Origin of the sequence: Sorangium sp. So ce1014 (genome assembly GCF_051521505.1) — a bacterium.
Taxonomy (GTDB): domain Bacteria; phylum Myxococcota_A; class Polyangia; order Polyangiales; family Polyangiaceae; genus Sorangium.
Genome location: NZ_CP150356.1, coordinates 1 through 20,978, shown reverse-complemented (window position 1 = coordinate 20,978; position 20,978 = coordinate 1). Strand labels below are relative to the sequence as shown.

Here is a 20,978-nt window from a genome sequence, read left to right as displayed (position 1 = left end):
GAGATAGACGCCTTCAGGCGCGCCCGGTCACTCGAAGGTTGCTCGAACCACGAGGAACTTGTTGTTGAGCTCGATGGACGTGAGCCGCTCGAAGATGCGGGGATTGCCGAGCTCGTTCGAAAGGGAGCTGATGCGCCCATGCTCGGTGGCGAAGTAGAAGGTCTTCACACCCTTCTTCTTCTGCTCATTGATGTAGTCCTGAAACTTCTTCCCGCTCGACACGAAGACCGCCAGCTTGTTGCCGGCATAGAAGTTCTCGCCCTTCCAGTTCATCTGGTAGGCGACGAGCGGCCCTGGGATTTCCTGGCTCGAGCGCATGTAGGCGAGCAATGTCTCGCGCTGCCCCCAGTGAGGCGATGTCCGCACGAAGTACACGTCGAGCCCCCACGCCGTGAACGCGACAGCGAGCGAGACGAGCGCGTAGAGGACGAGGCGGCGCCAGCGCGCGACCGCCAGCAAGAAGCACAGGACAGCCGCGGCGGCGGTGAAGGCCCAGAGGGTCGCGGAGAAGTCGAGCGACTGCGGCCAGGGGCGCTTGTAGTTGTACGTGAACAGGTGCAGCAGCCTGGCCTGGCTCGCCTGCCCCTCGCGCGCCATCGCGAGATCGCGCCCGACGAAGAAGACCAGGAGCGCAGCGCCGATCGCGACGGCGCCGAGCATCGCGCGCTCGTAGCTGACCACCGAAGGCGAACGCGGCGGCGCGGAGGCGCTGCCCGAGCGCGGCGCGAGCCCGCCCGCGCCGCGCTCCAGGCGCAGCATGTCGTCGAGCAGGATCCCCGTGAGCATCGCCGCCGGCGGGACGGCCGGCAGGATGTAGTGGTGGAACTTCGTCAGCATCAGCGAGAAGAGCGCGAAGCCGAAGATGAACCACATCGCCAGGAACACCGAGGCGTCGCTCTGGCGGGCCTCGGCCGAGCCGGGCTCCCCCGGGGGTCCCCCCTCGCGCCGCCGGAGCCACCACACGAGCGAGGCGGGCACGAGCCCCGTCCACGGGAACATCGCGTAGCCGAGCTGCCACACGTAGTAGCGGAAGCTCACGTCGTCGCCCTCGTTCGTGTCGTGCACGTGGGTGAAGGCGCGCTTGAACATGTCGTGGAACAGGAGCCTGTCGGTGAACGGCTGGCCGTGCCGCGCGTACATCGCGACGAACCAGGGCAGCGCGACGCACGCGAGCACGAGCAGCCCGACGGGGATCTCCATCTTGAGCAGGTCGCGGTACCGGCGCGAGACGACGACGTAACCGAGCGCGCAGAGCACCGGGAGCCCGAAGCCGGCCGGCCCCTTGGCCATCGTGGAGAGGGCGGCGAAGAACCACGCCGCGAGGAAGAGGAGCCGCTGCACGCGCCGCTCGCCCCAGCTGGCGTACAGGACGATCGCGAGCGTCTGCGCCCAGATGACCGCCTGGAGCACCGGCTGCAGGCCGGGGAGCACGGGCAGCACCGGCCGGCAGGCCTCGTTGCCGGGGAGCCCGCAGTTGCCCGGTGAGCCGGAGCTGAAGACGTCGCCGTGGAGGCGCAGGCCGAAGGGCGCCGTGTGGATCTCGACGTGACGCGAGAGCAGGTAGAGGATCTGCGGCAGCGCGCAGGCGAGGATCGCCCCGAGCACGAGGTGGTAGACCGAGAGGCCCACCTTGAGCACGCCGAGATCGACCTCGTAGACGCGCGCCTCCTCCGCCTCGTCGGTGTGGATGCCGAGCAGGAGGAGCGCCATGGCCGCGGCCATCGTCGCGACGAAGGGCATGTCGGTCATGGTCTGGTGCGAGACCATGAACCACTGCGGCATCGTGGTGAGGACGACCCCCGCGAGCAGCCCCGCGCGGCGGCCGAAGATCCGCGCGATGGCCTTGTAGAGGAGGTAAACGGCGATGAGCGTGAGCGCGAAGATGGGCAGCCGGACCGCCCATTCGGGCCACGGTGTTCGCCCCTCGGCGACCGCCGAGAGCATCTCTCCCGACCCGTAGCGGACGCCGAAGGCCGCCATCGCGAGCGCCTGCATCCAGAAGTCGAGCACCGGCTTCGACCAGAACCAGCCGTCCTGCGCCCACCAGAGGGAGATCCAGTCGTTCCTGGCCAGGATCTCGCGCGCGACCTCGCCGTAGTGCGTCTCCCACGGGTCGGTGAGCGAGTGGCTCCCGAGCATGGGCAGGTAGAGCAGCGTGACGAGGGCGACGAGCCAGAAGCCATGCCGCCGGATCAGGGGGCGCGGGGCGCCAGCATCGTCGACGCGGCAGGGGCCGAGGCGCTCGCCGAGCCGGAACGCGCCGACCACAGCCGTGAGGAACGCGGCAGGGACGGCGACGGCGGACGCCGCCAGCGAGAGCAGCGTGGGCGCGCCGTCCCGCGAGAGGAAGCTCGGCGAGAGGTAGCCCGCCACGCTGAGCGTGATGAGAACGAAGAACGCGACGAGCCCGCCCCCGAGCAGCGCGAGCGGACCGAGGAGGTCGCGGATCCCGACGCGCGCGGCGACGCGCTCGGGCGGGTCGTCGAACGTGCCGAGCAGATCGAGCAGGCCGAGCGCCGCGACGGCGATCCCGAGCGCGCCGAGCGGGACCCCCCAGCGAAGCTGAGGCGCGAGCGCCATCACGACGAACGCGAGGAGGGCGCCCGCGGCGGACACAGCAGCGCCGCGCCAGCGGAGCGGGTTGCCCTGGGGCACGAGGCGCACCTCGTCGGCGTCGAGCTCGGCCGTCTCGTCGTCGGCGTCCGCGGGCGCACCGCTGCTCTTGTCGTGCGTGTCGTTCATGGCTGCGCCGAACGCGGAACGAGGCGCGGCCCTGACGTAGCAACTCTACGTCGCCGGGCAAAGCAGCGGTCGCATGCTCCCGCGCAGCGCGGCCGCGCGGCGGCCGCGGCGCTACTTCGTCAGGCGCGCGATCTCTTCTTTGATGATCGTCTCGGCGAGGACGGGCACGACCTCCCAGACGACGCGCTCCACGACCTCGCGGGACAGCGCCATCACGGCGTCCACCTGCTCGGACGTGAGCCCGAGGCCCTCGAGCTTGCTCGCCATCTGGCCGTTGACGTGCGCCGAGGCGGTGGCGGCCACCGCCGCGGGCCCGGACGCCGTCTTCGGCACGCCGGACACCGGCGTCGGCGAGAACGCCATCGTCGTCGTGACCGGCACGCTCCCCGCACCGCCCGGGGCCGTCTTGACCGAGGCCTGGGCCGGCGCGGCGCTGGTGGCGGGCGCGTTCGGCGTGTAGATGAGCGTCTTCGCGCGCTGGAGCGGGCTCGTGGCCGCGGGCTGCGCCGCGGCGGCAGGTTGCGCCGCAGCGGGCGTGCGCGCGGGCGCAGGCGTCGCCGCCGCAGGAGCCGCGGCGGCGGCGGGCTTCGCCTCGCCGCGCGACGCCAGCAGCTTCTTGACCTTGTCGATCATCTGCTGGGTGTCGAACGGCTTGTCCATGTGGTCGTCGGCTTGCACGCTCGAGCCCTTCGCGGGATCGAACGGGTTCTGCTTGGACGACAGGATCAGGACGGGCGTCGCCGGTGAGGCCTGCTTGATCGCCTTGCACAGCTCGTAGCCGTTCTTCGGCTCGAGCGTGATGTCGGCGATCACCAGGTCGGGTTTATCGCTCTTGAGCTTCTGCAGCGCAGCGTCGGCGCTGCTCGCCGTCACGACGCGGAAATCCTGACCCGCAAAGGTGATTTCGAGCACTTTGCGCATGGTCACGCTGTCGTCTACGGCGAGAAGGGTGCTGGCCACGAACGGGTCTCCTCTCAGATGGCGAGAAAGCGATGACGGCTCGGATATCTTCGGCCCCCGTCGCGCGATGTGTCAACATTCGCGGTGTCTTTCGCCTCGCGAGCCCCGCGGATGTGCGTTTTCCGCGCCGGTAGAGGCCGGCCCCACGCCGGTGGGCGGAGCCGAGGCGCCCCCAACGAGCTCTCATGCGCCCGCTACAACCCGCCGCTCCCGCTCCGCCGCCCCAGATCCAGGACGCCGAACCGATCGGCGCCGACTCGACCGCCCCGGTCCGACCCCCACAGGATGGCCGCTGGACGGTGCCGGCAGAGCTCGATCGGCGGCCTCTCGACGGGGCCGTCCGGGTGCTGGCCTCGGTCTCGTGGTCCGACGCGCGCCGGCTGATCGAGACCGGCAAGGTGCTGGTCGGGAACGCGGTGACGACGAGCGCCCGGCGGCGGGTGCTCCGCGGGGAGCCGATCGAGGTCCGCCTGCACGCGCCGCGGCCCGAGACGGTGCGGCGGCGCAAGCTCGAGAGCGAGCTCGTGATCTACGCGGACGCGAGCGTCGTGGTGGTGAACAAGCCCGCCGGGGTGAGCACCATCCCCTACGGCGACGAGGACCCCGCGGAGCAGGCCGCGACGCTCGACGCGCTCGTGCGGGAGGTGCTGGCCCGGCGCGATCGCCTGCGCGGACGGGCGCCGCTCGGCGTGGTGCAGCGCCTCGACAAGGGGACGAGCGGGGTGCTCGTCTTCGCGCGGACGCTCGCCGCGAAGAAGCACCTCGCGCAGCAGCTCCGCGTCCGCGCGATGCACCGGCAGTACCTGGCGCTCGCGCACGGCGCCGTCCCGCGCGGCACCTACCGCAGCTACCTCATCGAGGATCGGGGCGACGGGCTGCGCGGCTCGGCGAGAGGAGGGCGGCGCGAGGGGCAGCTCGCGGTGACGCACGTGGAGCCGATCGAGACGCTCCGGGGGCCGCAGGACGGGACCGGCGCCGCGGGCGTGACGCTGGTCGCCTGCCGCCTCGAGACGGGGCGCACGCACCAGATCCGCATCCACCTCGCCGAGGCCGGACACCCGCTCGTCGGCGAGACGGTCTACGTGCGGGACTACCGCGCGCCGAAGATCCTTGCCCCGCGGCTGATGCTCCACGCGGCCGAGCTCGGCTTCGATCACCCCGCAGACGACCGGCCGATGCGGTTCCAGGCGCCGCCGCCCCCCGACTTCGACGAGGTGCTCGATCGGCTCCGCGAGGCGCGCCGGAAGGGCGCTACTTGACCTTGCCGCGCGCCTCGCTCATGGCCGCGGCGGTGGCGTCGACGAGCGGCATCACCTTCGCGTAGTCCATCCGCGTCGGGCCGAGCACGCCCACGGTCCCGGCGACGCGCCCGTTCTCCATGTACGGCGCGGCGACGAGGCTGAGCTGGCCGCCGCCCAGATCGCCCGCCTCGCTGCCCACGAAGACGGTGACCTCGCCCGCGCCGGCGGCGAGGGTGCGGTCGAGCAGATCGACGAGCTCCTCGCGCTCCTCGAGCGCCCTCATCAGCTTCCTGAGCCGGTCGACGTCCGCGTACTCGGGCAGATCGATCAGGCGGTTCTGCCCCTCGATGACGACCTGGCTCCGCCGCGTCACGTCGGCCGTCGCCTGGCTGCCGAGCTCGAAGGCGCGGCGCCTCAGCGCGTCGATCTGGAGGCGCTCATCGGCGAGGCGGCGCGCGAAGAGGTCCCGGATCTCGCCCAGCGTGCGCCCCTCGATGACGTCGGCGAGCAGGTTGTGGATCCGGTTGAGCTCCCCTTCGTTGATCGACTCGCCGATCGAGAGGAAGCGGTTCTCGACCGAGCCGTCGGCGAAGACGAGCACGGCGAGCAGCTGCCCCGGCTTCGTCGAGATGAAGCGCAGCTGGGAGAGGGCGCGGATCTCCGCCCGCGGCGCCGCGACGACCGCCGCGGCGCCGGACAGCTCCGAGAGGTAACGCCCTGTCTCGCGGAGCGGATCGCTCGCCACCGTGTAGATCTCGGTGAACCTGGCGCTGAGCTCGGCCTGCTGCTCGGGGGAGACCGACCGGAGCTCGACGAGCGCGTCGATGAACAACCGGAGCGCGCGGTCGGTCGGGATCCTCCCTGCAGAGGTGTGCGGCTGGTGGAGGTAGCCGGCCTCCTCGAGGTCCGCGAGCACGTTGCGGATCGAGGCCGCCGAGAGATCGAGCCCGTACTTCCGCGCAAGCGTCCTGCTGCCTACGGGGTCGCCCGTCGCGATGAACTCGGTGACCGCCGCGAAAAGGATCTTTCGAGCGCGATTGGAAAATTCTCCCATGTCAACTGCTGGCGGCGCATGCGTGCGCTGCTGTGGCTACCTGGCCCAGGGACCGCCCGAACCGGGAAGCCGTGCGGGCCGGGCCTTCGCTCCCATACGTCAAGAGGCGCGAGGAGGCGCCGGGCCCACGAATGCGCATGCGAGCTATTTTGAGGCGATCGCGCGGCCCGGTCAAATGGCGCGGTAGGATGGGCGCAGCCGCCGCGCGCAATCCTGCGGCGCCCCGCGCCACCCGCGGACGCCTCCAGCCTTCCGCCTCCTTCCTTCCAGCGGGCGCTTCGCCTGCCCGCGCGAGGCCGACCCCGCAACGATGCCGTCCGTACGTCACGCCGCCACCGCCGCCGCGCTCGCCCTCGCGCTCGGCCCGCTCGCCATCGCGCCGAGCGCGCAGGGCAAGCCGAAGGTGCGGTTCCATCAGGACTGGGCGAAGCACCCGTCGGCGCGCTACGCGGCCATGAGCGCGGAGCAGTGCCGCGCGGCGCTCGCGCGGCGAAAGATCGCGTTCGAGCCGGTGCCGCGCGCGCCGGGGGTGCTCGCGCCGGTGCGGCTGATGCAGGGGGTCGGCGGGGTCCTCTACCGGACGGCGCTGCCGGCCCACCGGCGCGCGGACAACCCGAACGACGTCTTCGACTGCCGCCTCGCGCTCGCGCTCTCGGACTTCAGCCGGATCCTGCGCGTGCACGACATCGTCGAGGTGCTGATGTTCTCGGCCTGGCGACCTCCGTCGAGGATGTGGCCCGAGGGCAAGCTGGCCAGGAGGCACCCGGGCGGGCTCGCCATCGACCCCTACCGGTTCGTCAAGAAGCGCGCGGGCGACGGGTTCGCGGAGGCGTGGCTCGACGTCGAGCGCGATTTCGTCGGCAGGCGCGGCGCACCTGTGTGCGGCGAGGGCGCCAGGTCGACCGGGAAGCCCGGGGCGGCCGGCAGGGGTGCGACGAGCAGCCCTCCCGCGGGCACGACGGCGCGCGAGCTGCGCTCCATCGTGTGCGAGGCCGCGGATCAGCACATCTTCACGTCGATCCTCACCCCCAACTACGACCGGGCGCACAAAAACCACCTGCATCTGGAGGTCACTCCCGGCGTCCAATGGCATCTCGTGCGCTGAGGCGGGACGGGCGGTCCTCCCCGGCGCAAACCCGCTCTCGCCCCGAGGTCGACCCGCTATGTTAGCCCGCGTGCCCGCACGAAGCTCCCCGCTCCCCCGCGCGTCCACCGCGTCTGCCGCGCTGACGCTCGCCGTCGTCGCCCTGTCGTTCACGTTCGTCGGCTGCCCCTGCATCAGCGGTCCGGTGAACGCGAGCCCCGGCCTCCGCTGGTTTCTGTTCTCGAACTTCGGCGCCAGCAAGATCTGCCCCGAGATGCTGAAGAGCGGGGTCTCGCTGCGCCTGCAGGACCGCTCGCCGGCCATGGGGCGGTTCTTCCCGATGCAGTGCTCGTACGACGTCAACGACTCGGCCCAGACGGTCACCGTGCACATCACCGGCACGGGGTACGGCTACATGCAGCCCGCCAAGCGCGTGGGCTTCTCCCTCACGACGTCCGTCGAGTACCGGCCCGACTTCCAGATCGCGGGCGACGACGTCTACGTGTGGGGACGGCTGAACCGGATCGTGCAGGGCCCGAGCTTCCAGCTCGGCTACGTCGAGAACCCCGTCATCGACGTGATGGCGAACGTCGCGCCGTTCGGCGGGATCGCCAACCTGATCGGCAACCAGATCGTCGCGGGCGAGATGACCCGCGGGTTCACCGTCCTCTACAACGAGGAGGCCGGGAAGGACTTCACGCTGGGGATCCTCATGCCGCCCCAGCGGCCGCACCACCCGTTCGAGGTGGAGGACGACGAGCGCTACACGTTCGCGAACGAGAGCGTCGAGGTGCACGCGCACCAGCGCGACTACCTCGGGCCGTTCGAGGTCGCCGACTCGGACCAGGCGCTCTACCTCAAGGTGAGCGTGCAGGGCGCCCCCGTGGACATCATGATCGTCGACAAGCTGACGGGCGACGCCTGGCGCGAGGCCTATCAGACCGGCAAGCCGCTCGGTCCCCCGCCCGGCCCGGTGCAGGCGGGCGGCCCTCTCCAGCCCGGGATCATCGAGACGCGCCGCTATGCGCTGCGCCCGGGCCTCTACTACGTCGTCATCGACAACACGTCGGCGGCCGGGATGGTGGCGCCGCCCGTCACGCTGCTGAGCCCCTTGGGAGGCTCGGCCGCGCAGGTCAGCTACATGGCGCAGGTCGGCGAGTAGCGACAAGGGCGACAGGTGGACTGCCCGGTCGCGCCGAGCAGGCGCGGTCGCCGGCCTTGACGCGGTTCGCCGCGAACGGGATAAACTCGTCATGGCCGTCATCGCGAGTGAGGGGGACAGCGTGACCCACGTCGACAAAGTTGCCCTCGACCGGCTGCGCGCCCGCCTCCAGGCGTACATGGCCAAGAAGGGGCTGAGGTCGACGGCGCAACGCCGGCTGATCGTCGACACCTTCTTCTCGGGCGCGCCGCACATGACCATCGAGGACCTGCTCACGGAAGTGCGCGCGCACGACCGAGGCATCGGGTACGCGACGGTCTACCGAACGCTCAAGCTGCTCGCGGAGTGCGGCGTGGCCTCGGAGCGCCGGTTCGGCGACGGCCTCAGCCGTTACGAGCTGGCGGACGACGCCAGCGCGCACCACGACCACCTGATCTGCGTCAGCTGCGGGAAGATCATCGAGTTCGAGGAGCCGCGCATCGAGGCGCTCCAGGAGGAGATCGCCGCGAAGTACGGCTTCGAGGTGACCTGGCACAAGCACGAGATGTACGGCGTCTGCCTGGACTGCCGCGACACAAAGAGCGCGGCCTCCGGCATCTCGTAGCCCGCCCCGGCGCCGCAGGCCGCGCGCGGCGCTCAGCTCTTCGCGTCGAGCGCGCGGGCGTGGACGACGGCCATGACGCCGCCGAGCAGCGAGGCGATGGGGGCGTAGGCCGGCGGGAGCACGAACGCGGAGATCACCGCGGCGCCGACGAGCGCGGGGGCGACGCTCAGCGCGAGCCCGACGCGCGCCTCGAGGCGCGTGCGGTGCGCGAGCGCGAGCGAGAGCGCAGCGTCGCGGACGTCGTCCGAGGCGAGGACCGTCGAGAAGTCGGCGGGCGCGGAGCCGGCCGCGCCGAGGGCCACCGAGACGTCCGCGGCGCCGAGCGCGGCGTCGTCGACGCCGGCGTGGCCGAGGACGGCGACGCTCGTGCCCGCGTCGATCAGGCGGCGCACCTCGGCGCCGCGATCCGCGGGGAGGACCTCGGGGCGGATGTGGTCGATGTCGAGCGAGCGGCCGATCGCCTCGCACGTCTCGCGCGCGTCGCCCGACATCAGCACGGGCTCGATCTGCGCGTCGAGCAGGTGCTGGATGGCGGCCCGCGCCCCGGGGCGCAGCCCGTCCTGCAGGCCGATGACGCCGACGAGGCGGGCGCCCACCGCGACGAGGACCACGGTGCGCCCCAGCGCCTCGAGCTCGGCGACGCGGCTCTCGGCCGCGGCGATCGAGATCCGCTGCTCGAGCATGAGCGCGCGGTTGCCGACGCAGAGCTCCTCGCCGGACGAGGTGACGGCCGTCACGCCGAGGCCGGGGTGGAAGTTGGGGTTGCGCACCCCGTCGGGCCGCAGGCCGCGGACGCGGGCGGCGCGGACGATCGCCGTGGCGACCGGGTGCTCCTCGGTGCGCTCCGCCCCGGCCGCGAGCGCGAGCACGTCGCTCGGCGTGAGCTTCTGGCCGGTCGCCTCCAGCTCCGCGAGCTCGGGCTCGCCGAGCAGCAGCGTGCCGCGGGCGCAGAACACGGCGACCGAGACCCTGCCTGCGCGATCCCAGGCGTCGGCGCTCTTGTAGACGATGCCCCGGCGGAGCCCGAGCAGGATGCCCCGCGCGACGTGCACCGAGGCGATGGAGGCCGTGATCGCCGTGGCCATCGCGGCGAGCACGGCGGCCGCGGTCATCGCGATCTCGACGGGCGCCCGCCCGGCGACGAAGGCGGAGAGCGCGCCGATCGCCGCGGCGCCGAGCGCCCAGCGCTCGGTCAGGGCGCGCGAGGCCTGCGCGATCGGCGCGAGGGCGTCCGCGCGCCGGCGAGCGTCGAGCAGCACGCGCGCGACCGCGCGATCGCCGCCGGAGAAGGTGCACGCGCCGACGAGGCGGCCCCGGACCACCGTGGCCCCGGCGATGACCGGGTCGCCGTCGCGGCGACGGGCCGGCGTGGTCGCGCCGATCCAGGGGAGCACCTCGACGTCGCCGCCCGTGACCACGAGATCGACGGGGACGACATCCCCCGCGTCGACCTGGACGCTCTCGCCCGGTCGCAGCTCGTAGAGCTCGACCCCGGCGCCCTCGGCGGCGCCGTCGTCGCCGCGCGGAAGGGCTCGGTCGGCAGGCGCCGGGCTCGGCGCCCACGCGCCCGGCGGCCAGCGCGCCGGCGCGGAGAGCACGGACGCGATCCAGCCCCGCTCCGCGAACACGCGGTGGCGGGCGCTCTCGATGAGCCAGGCGCTGATCGCGCTGGCGGTGGCGATCACGCCCGCGAGCGACGCGGCCTCGGCCGCGAGCGCGCGATCCTGACCGAAGAGGGCCCAGACGGCGGCCACGAGCCCGCCCAGGACGGGGGCGAGCATCGGCGCCGGGTGCGGGTCCGTGGCGTCGCGCGCGGTCGTGGCGGCGCGGCCGAGGAGCATCCCCGCGCTCACCGTGGCGAGCACGATGCGGGCGCCGATGACGAGCTTCGCGTCCCCGGCGAGGGTGAGCGCGACGGCGAGCGTCCCCGCGATGATCGCGAGCACGAGCAGGAGCGCGCCGATGTCCCGCGCCTCGACCGCCTCGTAGCGCTGCGGCTCCTCGCTCAGGATGGTGTTCCCGATCGGCTCGAGCAGCGCGCGATCGTCGTCGAGGAGGGGCAGGTCCGGCAGCCTCTCGTCGAGCGACACGGGCGGGAACGCGTCGACGATCGGCGCGTCGAGATCGGCGACGCGCGAGGCGCCCTCGTCCGAGCCCGCCCGCGCGGGCTCGGCGCGCGGCGCTGAGGCGTACGGCCCGGCGGCGCCCGGTGGCGTCCCCGGCGAGGTCCCTCGAGCAGCAGCGCCGAGGAACGCCGCGCCGTGCGCCGCGAGGCCAGGCGGCCGGACGTCGCCCGGCGCGGGCGACGCCTCACCGAGGAAGGTGTGGCGGCACCGGGCGTCGCAGAAATAGTGGAAGCGCTGGTCGAAGATCGCGACGTGCCCCGCGCGCAGCGGATCGATCAGCTTGCTGCAACCCGAGCACGGGAGGGGCGCGACGGTGGGCCCGGCTGCGCGCGACGCGACCACCTCAACCCGCAGCCGGCGTCTCGGCGAGCGCGGCCTCGACCTCGGCCAGGGCCTCGTCGATCTGCGCCTCGCTCACGATGAGGGGCGGCGTGAACCGGAGCACGTTGCTGCCCGCGATCGTGAGCAGCACGCCCCGGTCACGCGCGCGACCGAGCGCGATCCGCCCGTCCACCCCCGGCGCGAGGATGAGCCCGCGGAGCAGGCCGCGCCCGCGCTCGCCGGCGCACACGCCCGGCCGCCGCGCGGCGATCGCGGCGAGGCCGCGGCCGAGCTGCTCGCCGCGCTTCTGGGCGGCCTCGCAGAGCTTCTCTTCCTCGATGACCGCGAGCACCGTGCGCGCCGCGGCGGAGGCGAGCGCGTTGCCTCCGTAGGTCGAGCCGTGCGAGCCCGGGGGCAGCGCGCCGTTGAGCCGCTCCCGCAGCACCAGCGCGCCGACAGGGAAGCCGCCGCCGAGCCCCTTCGCGAGCGCCGCTGCGTCGCCCTGGACACCGTCGACCATCGAGCCGAGCCAGTGCCCCGTGCGCCCGATGCCGGTCTGCACCTCGTCGAGGAGCAGCAGCGCGCCGTGCTCATCCGCGATGCGCCGCAGCTCGGCGAGGAACCCGGCCGGGGCCGGCAGGACGCCGCCCTCCCCCTGCACCGGCTCCACGAGGATCCCCGCGACGTCCGGGCCCATGGCCGCGCGCACAGCGGCCACGTCCCCGTAAGGCACGTGGGTGACGCCCTCGAGCGACGGGCCGAACCCCTCGCGGTACTTCGGCGTCCCCGTCAGGGCGATCGCGCCGAGGGTGCGGCCGTGGAACGCGTTCTCGAACGCGACGATCCGGTAGCGCTCCGTCTCGCCCCGGTTGAAGAAGTGGCGGCGCGCGAGCTTGAGCATCGCCTCGTTCGCCTCCGTGCCCGAGTTGCAGAAGAAGGCGCGGTCGAAGCCGGTCTTCGCGCAGAGCTCCTCGGCGAGGCGGAGGTTCTCCGCGTTGAAGAAATAGTTGGAGACGTGCATGAGGCGGCCCGCCTGCTCGGCGATGGTCGCCACGAGCCGCGGGTGAGCATGCCCGAGCGACGCCACCGCCACCCCGGCGCACATGTCGAGATACCTGCGCCCCTCCGTGTCGAAGAGCTCGCAACCCCGGCCGCGGTCGAGGACGAACGCAGGCTGGCGGTAGTTGCCGAGGAGGTGCTTCTGCGCCGCGAGGAGCGGCGAGCTGGCGGGCGTCGAGGCGTTCGCCGGGGCGGGGTCGCCGCCTGGGCTTGTGGCGATGCTCATGGGGCCGATCTAACGCCGGGCAGGGGGTCGGAGCAAACGGTGGATGCATGGCCGGCTGCGGATCGCCGAGACCTGGGCGAAACGCGGGTCCGGAGCGCCCGGTCACGGACGCCTGCGAGCGTCCGCGGCCGGTCCCGGGGGACGCGGCCATCCGGACGCGCCGGCGCTCGCCCGCCGCGGGCCGACTTCGGCCTGGCGATTGCCAGCGGATCGCGGCTGGCTATAGTGCCGGCCGTCCTATGAGCGATTCGGAACAAAATGGGTCGAACCAGAACACGGGGGAGACGGCGGAAGCGCAGGAGGAACGCGCAGAGCCGGCGGAGCAGCGAGCTCCCACCCCCGAAGACAAGCTCGGCGAGGCGCAGGCGGAGGCCGCGCGGCTGCGCGAGCAGCTGCTGCGCACCGCCGCCGATTTCGACAACTTCCGTAAGCGCTCCCGGCGCGAGGCCGAGGACGCGCAGCGCCGCGGCCGCGAGACGATCCTGAAGGATCTGCTCCCGGTCTTCGACAACCTCGAGCGCGCCGCCAGCCACGCCGAGAGCGCGCCCGACGCGAAGTCGGTCGCCGAGGGCGTGCGGATCGTGGCGAAGCAGTTCGTCGACACGCTCGATCGCATGGGCATCAAGCGCATCGCCGCCGTCGGCAAGCCCTTCGATCCCAGCGTGCACGAGGCCATCCAGCAGATCGAGTCGACCGAGCACCCGGCCGGCGTCGTGATCGCGGAGGTCCAGCCGGGCTACATGCAGGGCGATTACCTGCTCCGCGCGGCCATGGTCGTCGTCTCGAAGGGCTCGCCCGGCGAGCCGGCGTCCGAAGCGAGCTGAGCTTCCATCGGCGTCGCGCGCCGGTTCCCCCGGCGCACACCTGCTGCCTCATGCGCATCATGGCGGTGGTCCTCTCCGGGATCTGCTGTGCCCCGCCACCTCACCGCACGATCTCCCCAAATATCACGGGCGCCACGGTCGTCTGCCCACCCGGCGAGCATCCAGGCCTGTAGTATCTTTCGCCGCATATGGGGAAGGTGATCGGCATCGATCTCGGGACGACGAACTCGTGCGTGGCGGTCGTCGAAGGGGCAGGGGTCGCCTCGGCCGGCGACGTGCGGGTGATCCCGAACGCCGAAGGCGCGCGCACGACCCCCTCCGTGGTCGGCTTCCCCGCGAGCGGTGAGCGCCTGGTCGGGCAGGTGGCGCGGCGCCAGGCGGTCACGAACCCGCAGAACACCATCTATGCGGTGAAGCGGCTGATGGGCCGCAAGTTCAGCGCGCCCGAGGTCAGCAAGCAGGCCCTGCTCGCCCCGTACAAGATGGTCGAGGCGGCGAACAGCGACGCCTGGGTCGAGGTCAAGGGGCGCAGCTACTCGCCCCCCGAGATCTCGGCGATGATCCTCGGCCAGATGAAGCAGGTCGCCGAGCGGTTCCTCGGCGAGCCGGTGACGGAGGCGGTGGTGACCGTCCCGGCCTACTTCGACGACGCGCAGCGGCAGGCGACGAAGGACGCGGGGCGGATCGCCGGGCTCGAGGTGCGCCGGATCATCAACGAGCCGACCGCCGCGGCGCTCGCCTACGGCCTCGACAAGGTGAAGGCCGAGACGATCGCGGTCTACGACCTCGGCGGAGGGACGTTCGACATCTCGATCCTCGAGATCGCGAGCGGGGTCTTCAGCGTCAAATCGACCGGCGGCGACACGCACCTCGGCGGCGAGGATTTCGACCAGCGGATCATCGACCTGCTCGCCGACGAGTTCGAGGGCCTGCACCGGATCGATCTGCGCCGGGATCGCATGGCGCTGCAGCGGCTCAAGGAGGCGGCGGAGAAGGCGAAGCACGAGCTCTCGTCGTCGCTCGAGACCGAGATCAACATCCCCTTCATCGCCGTCGGCCCGGGCGGCGGGCCGCTCCACCTCGAGCGCACGATGCGGCGCAACGAGCTCGAGATGCTCTGCGAGAGCCTCATCCGGCGGACCATCGACGTCTGCCGGGCGACGCTCGGGGACGCCAAGCTCCCCGTCTCGGCCGTCAACACCGTGGTCCTCGTCGGCGGCATGACGCGGATGCCCTCGGTGCAGGCGGCGGTGCGCGAGTTCTTCGGCCGGGAGCCGAACAAGGGCGTGAACCCCGACGAGGTCGTCGCGGTCGGGGCGGCGCTGCAGGGCGCCGCGCTCTCGGGGCACGTGGACGAGGTGCTGCTCCTCGACGTGACGCCGCTGTCGCTCGGCGTCGAGACCGGCGGCGGCGTGATGTTCAAGCTCATCCCGCGGAACACCACGATCCCGACCGAGCGGAGCGAGATCTTCACGACGAGCGTCGACAACCAGAGCTTCGTGCCCGTGCACGTGCTCCAGGGCGAGCGCGAGATGGCCGCCGACTGCCGGAGCCTCGCCCGCTTCGAGCTCACCGGCATCCCGCCCGCCCCCCGCGGGCTGCCCAAGATCCAGGTCACCTTCCGCATCGACGAGAACGGGATCGTCCGCGTCGAGGCGCGGGATCTCGGGACGGGGCGGGTGCAGGAGGTCCGGGTGACCCCGACGAGCGGCCTCACGCCGGACGAGGTCGACCGGCTCGTCCTGGAGGGCGAGCGGTTCAAGGAGACCGACACGCTCCGGCGCGAGCTCGCCGAGATCCGCAACCAGGCCGAGACCCTCGCCTACACGACCGAGCAGGCCCTCGAGGGCTACGGCGATCTGCTCGACGCCGAGCTCCTCGGCGAGGTGCACGCCGAGTGCGCCGCGCTGCGGAAGCTGCTCGACGGCGGCGGCGATCTCGACGCGCTCCGGGCGGCGTACGCGCGCCTCGAGGGGGCGGCGTTCCGGATCGCCGAGTCGATGTATGGAGGGGATGATGACGCCGGCGCGAACAAGGCGGTCGAGACGTGACGCGCGGCCGGGCGACGCAGCCGGGGAGCAAAGACCGGCTCGCTCGCCGATCCGAGGCCGTCCCCTCCGGAGCGCCGCGCGCGCTCTAGACGCAAGGCTGCGCGGGGCTTCGACGGGACGATGCTGAACGAGACCTTCGGACGCTATCGCTTGCTCGAGCGCCTCGGCGAAGGCGGCATGGCCGAGGTCTTCAAGGCCAAGAGCTTCGGCGTCGAGGGGTTCGAGAAGGTCCTCGTCATCAAGCGCATCCTCCCCAAGCTCGCCGAGCAGGGGCGCTTCGTGGACATGTTCGTGCACGAGGCCAAGCTCGCCGTCCGCCTCTCGCACGCGAACATCGTCCAGGTGTTCGACCTCGGCCGCGTCGACCATCCGAACGGCGATCCGACCAGCTACTTCATCGCGATGGAATACGTCCCCGGGCTCGACCTGGCGACGCTGCTCTCCCGCTGCCGGAGGTTGAAGCAGCCGCTCCCCCTCGGCATGGCCGTCTTCATGACGGCCGAGATCGCGAAGGCGCTCGACCACGCCCACCGGCGGCGCGACGAGCAGTCGCGCCCCCTCGGCATCGTCCACCGCGACATCTCGCCCCAGAACATCCTGCTCTCCTGGGAGGGAGAGGTGAAGGTCACCGACTTCGGCATCGCCAAGGCGACGCAGTCGATGACCGAGGAGGAGGTCGGCGAGAAGCGCGCCGGCAGGATCCGCGGGAAGCTCGCGTACATGAGCCCCGAGCAGTCGCGCGCCGGCGCGATCGACGGCAGGAGCGACCTCTTCTCGCTCGGGACGGTGCTCTACGAGATGATCGCCGGCTCGAACCCGTTCGCGGCGCCGACGGCGTTCGAGGTCATGCGGCGGCTGCAGGCGAGCGAGTACCCGCCGCTCGCGCTCGTGCGCGCCGACGCGCCGAGGTCGCTCGTCGACATCGTGAGCACGATGCTCGCGAGGAACGTCGAGGATCGGGTCCCCGACGCCGGGCGGCTGCACGAGGCGCTCCTCGGGTTCTTCTACGCGACGGGCGAGCGGTTCGGGGCGAACGACCTCGCCGAGTTCCTGGAGCCGTTCCACGAGGAGAAGGCGGGCGCCGCGCTCGAGGCGAGCGCCGTGCTCGAGGAGGAGCCGATCGGGGCCAACGAGCGCACGCCGGTCGAGGTGCCGCACACGACGAGCAGCACGCGCAGCCGCACGGCGTCGGGGCTCCTCCAGCTGCTCGAGAAGGCCGACAGCAGCCCGGCCGCGCGCGGGCTCGGCGAGCGGCGCGAGGTCACGGCGCTCGTGCTCATCTTCACGGGCTCCGAGGACGACGCGGCGAGGCGCATCGGGCGGGCCCGCGAGGTGCTGGCGCGCTACGGCGCGCTGCTGCTCGAGCAGGAGGCGTCGCAGCTCGTCGCCGTCTTCGGGCTCGGCGACGCCGACGGCCGCGACACCGAGGCCGCGGTGCGCGCCGCCCTCGTGATCCTGCGCTCGCGCGGCGGGGGCGCGGCGGCCTCGGCCGGCATCCACCTCGCCCGCATCCTTGTCGACAGCGCCGGCGCCCCGATCCGGGACGAGCGGCTCACGTCGCTCATCGCCTCGGCCCAGGCGCTCGCCCGCGCGACCGAGTCGCAAGTGGCCGTGTCACACCTCACCGGGCGCGTCCTCCGCAACGCGTTCACGACCGAGGAGCTGCCCGGCGCGGGCCGGACCGCGCCCGAGGGGGGCCGCGTGGTCACCTCGGCGCAGCCCCCGGACGGCGCGTACGGCCGCTTCGTCGGCCGCCGCGACGAGCTCAAGCAGCTCGGGGACATCCTCGCCGACGCCACGAGGAAGCGCGCGCAGATCGCCGTCATCCAGGGCGAGCGCGGCATCGGCAAGACGCGGCTGCTCGCCGAGATGGAGCGGCGGCTCTCGAAGGGCGACTACAACGTCGGGGTCTACGTCGCGTCGTGCCCGCACAACGGCGCCGGCGTCCCGTGGAGCGGCCTCACCGCGATGCTGCAGGTGCTCTGCGGCATCCAGGAGGGCGACGACGAGGAGCGCATCCGCGCGGTGCTGCCGCGGCTGCGCGCGCTCGGCCTGCGCGAGGACGAGTCCGCGGCGGTGCTCGGCCAGCTCGGCGCGGCGCTCGTCGACCAGCGGGCGCCGCAGGGGACGACCGCGATCCTGCGCGCGGCCTTCCCGCGGATGGTGCAGAGCCTCTGCGAGGATCGGCTCCACTGCTTCGCCTGGGACGACGCGCAGGCGATGGACCAGCTCACCGCCGAGACCCTCCTCGCCACGGCCGGCCGCGCCGGCGGGCTCCGCGCCGTGCTGATCCTGGCGACGCGCAGCGACCCGCCGCCGCTGCTCGCGGCGCACCCCCACTTCTACCGGATCCAGGTCGGCGAGCTCTCGGACAGCGACAGCGCGCGCCTCATGTCGGCGCGCATCGGCGCGACCTTCCTGCCGCCCGAGGTGCTCGCCTTCTGCCGCGAGCGCGCCGGCGGCCACCCGCTCTTCCTCGAGGAGCTCATCAAGGAGCTGAGCGACTCCGGCGCGCTCAGCGTCGTCGGCGGCGCCGTGAAGGCCCGGCTCGACGGCGCCTCGGCGGTGCCGCGCTCGCTGCGCACGCTCATCGCCACCCGGGTGCGGCGGCTCGATCCGAGCGACCGCGCCGTGCTCCAGGCGGCGGCGATCCTCGGCGATCCGGTGCCGACCGAGGTCCTCGCGGCGCTCCTCCAGCAGAAGCTCTCGCTCGTGAACCGCGCGATCTCGGGGCTCGCGACCCGCGATCTCCTGCGGCTCAAGGGCCCCGAGCAGGCGAGCTTCGCGTCGCCCATGCACGGCGAGATCGTCCTCGACGCGATCCCGCCCGAGCTCCGCCGGGAGCTGCACGCCGCGGCCGCGGCGGCGTACCTCGCGGTCGTGGGCGAGGACAGCGCCGAGCACGCCGAGCGCATCGGGCAGCATTTCTACCAGGCCGGCGATCGCGACCGGGCCGCCACGTTCCACGCGCGGGCGGCGCTCCACAAGATCCGCGCGAGCCAGCTCGACCCGGCGCTCCGGCTCATCTCCCAGGCGCTCGAGCTCGGCGACCACGCCCACCGCTCGCCGACGGAGCTCTCCGCGTGGCTCGGCGCGCTCGCGGACGTCGTCGTGCGCGTGCGCTCCGCGCCCGACCTCGGCGACGTCGCGGCCCGCGCGCTCCGGCGCATCGACGAGGCCGGCACCCCCGAGCAGAAGCTCTCGGCGCGCGTCGACGTGGCGCGCGCCCTCGGCGCGGTGGACCTCTTCGCGGACGCGTACGCGCGGCTGGAGGAGGCGTACGCCCTCACCGGCGACCGGGAGGACCTCCGCCGCAAGGCGCTCGCGTGCGAGACGGAGATCGGCGTGAGGACGGGCGATTTCACCCGCGCGGTCCGCGCGGTCGAGCAGCTCGAGGCGATGGGCGACATCGACGACGAGCGGCTGCTGCTCGCGATCTCCCAGACGCGCGCGGCGACGGGGGACATCGACGCGGCGATCCGCGCGCTCGATCGGGCGGAGGCGCTCGGCAACCCGGGCGATCTCGCGGCGGCGAGCGAGCGCGAGAAGCAGCGCGTCCTCGTGCACGTCTTCCTCCGCGACTTCGCCGCGGCGGTGAAGACCTCGGCGCGCGCCGTCGACCTCGCCCGGTCCGCGGGCCTGCGCTTCGAGACCGCCGCCGCGCTGCACAACCTCGGCGACGCGAGCCGCCGGCTCGGCGATCTGCCGCGCGCCTACGCCTCGCTCACCGAGTCGAAGGAGCTCGCGGAGGAGAGCGGCCACGAGCGCCTCGTCTCGATCAACCGCGCGCACCTCGCCTACCTCGACGGCCTGAGCGGCGCGGCGGGCGCCGGCGATCTCCTGCGCGAGCTCGCGCGTTACGCCGACGCGCGCTCCTACCGGACGGACGCCCTGGAGAGCCGGTACCTGCTCGGCGCGCTCCTGAAGCACCGGGGCCAGGTCGAGGAGGCGCGGGGCGAGCTCGCGGAGGTGCTCGAGCTCGCCTCCGCGTACGGCAACAAGCTCGTCGCCGACGACGCGCGCACCGCGCTGTCCGAGCTCTGACCGCCCAGCGGCTGCGGCAGGATCTCCGGCGCGCGGCGCGCCTTGTTCGGCGCGGGCGCGCGCCTCATTCGTCGGCGAGCTTCTTCTCGAGCGCCTCGAGGTGGGCGCGGACCTGCGGATCGGAGTCGCGCTGCGCCTCGATCTTGCGGACGGCGCTCATCACGGTCGTGTGGTCGCGGTTGCCGAAGGCCCGCCCGATCTCCGGGAAGCTGCACTTCAGCCGCTGCTTGCACAGGTACATCGCGACGTGGCGCGCGAAGGCCACGCTCTTGTGGCGGTCCTTCGACGTGAGGTCGATCGAGCGCAGGTGGAAGTGGTGGCACACCGCGCGCTGGATGTCCTCGACGCTCATCATCTGCGCCCGCGGCGGCGACGTGGCCGTGATCTCGGCGCGCGCGAACGGCAGGTCCACGGGGCGACCCGTGAGCGAGCTCTTGGCCGCCAGCCGGATCAGCGTCCCCTCGAGCTCGCGGACGTTGGAGCGGACCATCTGCGCGAGGTAGAGCGCCACGTCGTCGGTGAGCGCGATGCCCTCGAGCGCCGCCTTGTTCCGGACGATCGCGACGCGCGTCTCCAGCTCCGGCACCTGGATGTCGGCGACGAGCCCCCAGGAGAACCGCGAGACGAGGCGCTCTTCCATGCGCTCGAGGTTCTGGGGGTACTTGTCGCTCGTCACCACGATCTGCCGGTCGAGCGTGTGGAGCGCGTTGAAGGTGTGGAAGAACTCCTCCTGCGTCTGCTCGCGTCCGGCCAGGAACTGGATGTCGTCGACGAGCAGCACGTCGCAGCTCGACCTGTAGCGCGCGCGGAACTCGTCCATCCGGTGGTGCTGGATGGCCGTGATGAAGTCGTTCGTGAACTTCTCGGCCGAGACGTAGATGATCCGCGCGTCCGGCCTGCCCTCGAAGACGCGGTGCGCGATCGCGTGCATGAGGTGGGTCTTGCCGAGCCCCGTGCCGCCGCAGATGAAGAGCGGGTTGTACCGGCGGCCCCCGCCGCCGGCCGCCGCGATCGCGGCCGCGTGCGCCAGCTGGTTCGACGGGCCCACGACGAAGCTCGCGAAGGTGTGCTTCGGGTTCAGGTCGTCCGGCAGCGACGAGACGCGCCGGAGCGACGGCTCGGGCCGGGGCGCCGGCGCCGGCGCCGTGCTCGTCGGACGCACCACGAGCGCCCGCGGGCGCACCGGGGTGAGCTCCACGCGCTTCGCGATCGGCGAGGCGAGGTGCTGATCGACCGTCCACGCCACCTGGACCGACCAGCCGGTGAGCTCGCGGATCTTGTCCGTCAGCGAGGGCAGGAAGTTGTCCCTGACCCACTCGAGGACGAACTCGTTCTGGACACGCAGCGTGAGCACGCCGTCGGTCAGATCATCGAACTGCACGCCCCCGAACCACTGATCAAAAGTTGCGGGCGAAAGCGTCCGCGTATGCTCGATCGCCTGATCGAAGACTTCGCGCGGCTCGTGTTTCGGAATCGTCAT

General features: G+C 72.6%; 13 protein-coding genes. 7 read left to right on the top strand and 6 right to left on the bottom strand.

What is annotated here, in order from left to right; genetic code table 11:
• Nucleotides 1-27: 27 nt before the first annotated feature.
• Nucleotides 28-2,742: an ArnT family glycosyltransferase gene (locus WME75_RS00065; protein ID WP_437485133.1), complete on the bottom strand. Its 2,715-nt coding sequence runs from the start codon at nt 2,740-2,742 to the stop codon at nt 28-30.
• A 111-nt stretch (nt 2,743-2,853) separates the two neighbouring features.
• Complete coding sequence (locus WME75_RS00060; protein ID WP_437485131.1) at nt 2,854-3,702, bottom strand: response regulator transcription factor; 849 nt, start codon at nt 3,700-3,702, stop codon at nt 2,854-2,856.
• A gap of 185 nt (nt 3,703-3,887) precedes the next feature.
• On the opposite strand from WME75_RS00060, the gene WME75_RS00055 reads away from it, so the two are divergent.
• Entirely contained in the window at nt 3,888-4,961 is a 1,074-nt protein-coding gene (locus WME75_RS00055) for an RluA family pseudouridine synthase (protein WP_437485129.1), read from the top strand.
• Here the strand turns inward: WME75_RS00055 and hrcA are convergent.
• Complete coding sequence (gene hrcA / locus WME75_RS00050) at nt 4,954-5,997, bottom strand: heat-inducible transcriptional repressor HrcA (protein ID WP_437485127.1); 1,044 nt, start codon at nt 5,995-5,997, stop codon at nt 4,954-4,956. The genes WME75_RS00055 and hrcA overlap by 8 nt on opposite strands.
• Nucleotides 5,998-6,307: 310 nt before the next feature.
• On the opposite strand from hrcA, the gene WME75_RS00045 reads away from it, so the two are divergent.
• From WME75_RS00045 to WME75_RS00035, 3 genes are all read left to right on the top strand, one after another.
• On the top strand, nt 6,308-7,102 hold the full coding sequence (locus WME75_RS00045; RefSeq protein WP_437485125.1) for a hypothetical protein: 795 nt from the start codon (nt 6,308-6,310) through the stop codon (nt 7,100-7,102).
• A gap of 70 nt (nt 7,103-7,172) precedes the next feature.
• Nucleotides 7,173-8,243, top strand: a complete 1,071-nt coding sequence (locus WME75_RS00040; protein WP_437485123.1) for a hypothetical protein — start codon at nt 7,173-7,175, stop codon at nt 8,241-8,243.
• Between the two features lie 91 nt (nt 8,244-8,334).
• Nucleotides 8,335-8,847 (top strand): Fur family transcriptional regulator, encoded by a 513-nt coding sequence (locus tag WME75_RS00035; RefSeq protein WP_437485121.1) that lies wholly within the window; start codon nt 8,335-8,337, stop codon nt 8,845-8,847.
• A gap of 32 nt (nt 8,848-8,879) precedes the next feature.
• On the opposite strand, the gene WME75_RS00030 is transcribed toward WME75_RS00035, so the two are convergent.
• Complete coding sequence (locus WME75_RS00030) at nt 8,880-11,315, bottom strand: HAD-IC family P-type ATPase (protein WP_437485119.1); 2,436 nt, start codon at nt 11,313-11,315, stop codon at nt 8,880-8,882.
• Between the two features lies 1 nt (nt 11,316).
• Nucleotides 11,317-12,579: an aspartate aminotransferase family protein gene (locus WME75_RS00025; RefSeq protein ID WP_437485117.1), complete on the bottom strand. Its 1,263-nt coding sequence runs from the start codon at nt 12,577-12,579 to the stop codon at nt 11,317-11,319.
• Between the two features lie 239 nt (nt 12,580-12,818).
• Between WME75_RS00025 and grpE the strand changes: the two genes are divergently transcribed.
• From grpE to WME75_RS00010, 3 genes are all read left to right on the top strand, one after another.
• Nucleotides 12,819-13,403, top strand: coding sequence for a nucleotide exchange factor GrpE (gene grpE / locus WME75_RS00020; RefSeq protein WP_437485115.1), 585 nt, complete (start codon nt 12,819-12,821; stop codon nt 13,401-13,403).
• A 188-nt stretch (nt 13,404-13,591) separates the two neighbouring features.
• Nucleotides 13,592-15,454, top strand: a complete 1,863-nt coding sequence (gene dnaK, locus WME75_RS00015) for a molecular chaperone DnaK (protein WP_437485113.1) — start codon at nt 13,592-13,594, stop codon at nt 15,452-15,454.
• Between the two features lie 120 nt (nt 15,455-15,574).
• Entirely contained in the window at nt 15,575-19,498 is a 3,924-nt protein-coding gene (locus WME75_RS00010; protein ID WP_437485111.1) for a serine/threonine-protein kinase, read from the top strand.
• Between the two features lie 64 nt (nt 19,499-19,562).
• On the opposite strand, the gene dnaA is transcribed toward WME75_RS00010, so the two are convergent.
• Entirely contained in the window at nt 19,563-20,978 is a 1,416-nt protein-coding gene (gene dnaA / locus WME75_RS00005) for a chromosomal replication initiator protein DnaA (protein WP_437485109.1), read from the bottom strand.

What these genes read in the sequence shown, in the direction of transcription:
- WME75_RS00065 (WP_437485133.1), bottom strand. Translation starts at nt 2,742, where the DNA reads ATGAACGACACGCACGACAAGAGCAGCGGTGCGCCCGCGGACGCCGAC.
- WME75_RS00055 (WP_437485129.1), top strand. Translation starts at nt 3,888, where the DNA reads ATGCGCCCGCTACAACCCGCCGCTCCCGCTCCGCCGCCCCAGATCCAG.
- hrcA (WP_437485127.1), bottom strand. Translation starts at nt 5,997, where the DNA reads ATGGGAGAATTTTCCAATCGCGCTCGAAAGATCCTTTTCGCGGCGGTC.
- WME75_RS00045 (WP_437485125.1), top strand. Translation starts at nt 6,308, where the DNA reads ATGCCGTCCGTACGTCACGCCGCCACCGCCGCCGCGCTCGCCCTCGCG.
- WME75_RS00035 (WP_437485121.1), top strand. Translation starts at nt 8,335, where the DNA reads ATGGCCGTCATCGCGAGTGAGGGGGACAGCGTGACCCACGTCGACAAA.
- WME75_RS00025 (WP_437485117.1), bottom strand. Translation starts at nt 12,579, where the DNA reads ATGAGCATCGCCACAAGCCCAGGCGGCGACCCCGCCCCGGCGAACGCC.
- grpE (WP_437485115.1), top strand. Translation starts at nt 12,819, where the DNA reads ATGAGCGATTCGGAACAAAATGGGTCGAACCAGAACACGGGGGAGACG.
- dnaK (WP_437485113.1), top strand. Translation starts at nt 13,592, where the DNA reads ATGGGGAAGGTGATCGGCATCGATCTCGGGACGACGAACTCGTGCGTG.
- WME75_RS00010 (WP_437485111.1), top strand. Translation starts at nt 15,575, where the DNA reads ATGCTGAACGAGACCTTCGGACGCTATCGCTTGCTCGAGCGCCTCGGC.
- dnaA (WP_437485109.1), bottom strand. Translation starts at nt 20,978, where the DNA reads ATGACGATTCCGAAACACGAGCCGCGCGAAGTCTTCGATCAGGCGATC.